Source organism: Binatus sp. (SeqCode) (assembly GCF_036522015.1).
Lineage (GTDB): Bacteria > Desulfobacterota > Binatia > Binatales > Binataceae > Binatus.
Genome location: NZ_DATDGQ010000002.1, coordinates 1 through 2,118, shown reverse-complemented (window position 1 = coordinate 2,118; position 2,118 = coordinate 1). Strand labels below are relative to the sequence as shown.

The 2,118-nt window shown below is 59.2% G+C and carries 4 protein-coding genes; 1 reads left to right on the top strand and 3 read right to left on the bottom strand.

The genetic code is table 11. From position 1 onward, the window contains the following. Positions 1-192: 50S ribosomal protein L21 (gene rplU, locus VIW95_RS00030; protein ID WP_331582699.1), on the bottom strand; the 192-nt coding region annotated here is incomplete at its 3' end. 287 nt (positions 193-479) lie between these two features. Next, positions 480-1,019: a putative Fe-S cluster assembly protein SufT gene (gene sufT, locus VIW95_RS00025; RefSeq protein WP_331582697.1), complete on the bottom strand. Its 540-nt coding sequence runs from the start codon at positions 1,017-1,019 to the stop codon at positions 480-482. 181 nt (positions 1,020-1,200) lie between these two features. Here sufT and VIW95_RS00020 point away from each other — a divergent pair, with 181 nt between their 5' ends. After that, entirely contained in the window at positions 1,201-1,494 is a 294-nt protein-coding gene (locus tag VIW95_RS00020) for a GYD domain-containing protein (protein WP_331582694.1), read from the top strand. An 83-nt stretch (positions 1,495-1,577) separates the two neighbouring features. On the opposite strand, the gene VIW95_RS00015 is transcribed toward VIW95_RS00020, so the two are convergent. After that, a partial coding sequence (locus VIW95_RS00015; RefSeq protein ID WP_331582692.1) for a DNA alkylation repair protein occupies positions 1,578-2,118 on the bottom strand: 541 nt, incomplete at its 5' end.

Sequence of the window (2,118 nt, the reverse complement as noted above, 5' to 3'; positions counted from 1 at the left end):
CTGGAGGATCTTCGCCGTCACCGACGCGCCCGCGACCACCGGCGTGCCGATCTTGGGCGCTTCGCCGCCGACTGCCAGCACCTGGTCAAGTGAGATTGCCGCGCCAACCTCGCCGGCGAGCCGCTCGACCGTAATCTGGTCGCCGACGCCGACGCGATACTGTTTTCCGCCTGTCTTTACTATTGCAAACATCGCTATGCCGAACGAACACAATTATCGGACGCGGTAGGCCAAGTCAACGCATCGAGTCGCGATCCTGATTCGAGGAGTCTGAGACCGATCCAAAAATTGGAAGTCCCAGCCACCAGCCGGCTAGCAACATAGTCCCGCCAAGCAGGAAGCCGCTCACTAATGTTCGCTCGATTGGTGAAGTGTCATTCCAAAAGAGGTAATCGAAAAGGCACCCAAGAGTCACCGACACGGGAAAGGTAAGAACAAACCAATACAACGCGAGTCGAGTTCGCTTCATGGCGTGTCGATCAGTCGATCCCTAAGCGCTCGCGGCCTTCGGGGGAGATCATCTGCGGCGTCCATGGCGGATCCCAGACCAAATCGACGTCCGCCTCCGACACTCCCGGCAGGCTCATGATCTTGTGACGCGCGTCAGTCGCGATCGACGCGCCCATGCCGCAGCCCTGCGCCGTCAGCGTCATCTTGACTTCGACTTTCTTGGTGCCGTCGTCCGCATCCTTCACTTCCATTCCATAGACGAGGCCGAGGTCAACGATGTTGACGGGGATTTCGGGATCGAAGCAGGTCTTGAGCTGCTCCCAGACCATCGCTTCCAGGTCGCCGCCGCCCGACGCTGAGACGACGCCAGCATCCTGGGGCGTTTTGCCGAGCGCGTCGGCGTCCTTGCCGGCGACGCGAAACAGGCCGCCGTACGCGGGAACTTGCAGCGTGAAGGTTCCGCCGAGCGATTGCGTGATAAAGGCTTCGAGGCCCTTTTCCAGCATCATCTTGTTTCCGGCCGGGACCTGGACGCCTTCGATTTCGCGCGCTAATTCAACACGTTCCATGTGACGAATACCTTCCTTGTAAGAATAAGCATTGTACCGCGCCGATGCGCTGCGGGCCATAGTGATCGCAGAAAGCCGGTCCCCCTTCCACCAGGGGAAGGGGTTAGGGGTTAGGTTGCCGAGATTGGCCGTCAACTTTCCGATGTGCGATATTCCGAAGAAATCCCGGGAGGTAAGTGCGATGCCTCATTACGTGGTGTTTTTCCATCTGACTCATCAGGGCCTCGACCATCTTCGAGGTTCGCCCGATCGGGTCGATGCGGCGAAGAAGACCTTCAGTCAGCACGGCGCCAAGGTGAAGGATTTCTACTCGATGATGGGGCAGTACGATTCGATGTTCATCGTCGAGGCGCCGAACGACGACGTGATGGCGCAACTGGCGCTGACAGTCGGCGCGCAGGGAAACGTGCGCACCGAGACGCATCGCGCGTTCAACGAGGACGAGTACCGCAAGATCGTAAAGAGCATTCCGTGAGAGTCGCCTGGTACTAAGGTGCAGGGGTTACCCTGCCGAAGGAAGCAGTGAAAAATGAAACCCACCGCGGGTTTCACATTCGATCAAGTGGATTGTCGGCTCGCTCGCGCGAGATGCTTCGAGCCCTCAGTGTAGCTGAGGTTCGACAGCCGCTTGCGATTCTTCGTCAGGAATGCCCGCACCGCGCGCGGGTCGGTCTTGCTGTATTCGCGCAGCGCCCATCCGATCGCTTTGCGGATGAAGAATTCCCGCTCATGCGAGAGTTTGAGGCAGTGCTCGAACAGTTGCGCCGCGTCGGCCTGATGCTTGTGCTTCATATGAGAGAGCAGGGCGGTGCGGCGGATCCACATGTCTTTGTCGTCGATCCATCGTTCGATAACGGGCCGGGTTTGCGCGCGGAAATTTGTGTATACGGCGCCGACCAGGTTCACAGCTATTTCATCGACGAAATCCCACCATGCACCTTCGCGGATCATGCGCTCGTAGAGCGGCAGAGAGGCGGGCGTGATGAACTGTTCATGGCGGCGGGCGAACGTGATCGCGCAGTATCGCTCCTCGCGATGCGGCAGCTTCCACAGCGCCATCACGCTGCGCGCGTATGATTTCTGATCGGCAGGCGCAAAC

Bases quoted from the DNA above. Each gene is read 5' to 3' on its own strand.
- VIW95_RS00020 (WP_331582694.1), top strand. From the start codon at position 1,201: ATGCCTCATTACGTGGTGTTTTTCCATCTGACTCATCAGGGCCTCGAC.
- sufT (WP_331582697.1), bottom strand. From the start codon at position 1,019: ATGGAACGTGTTGAATTAGCGCGCGAAATCGAAGGCGTCCAGGTCCCG.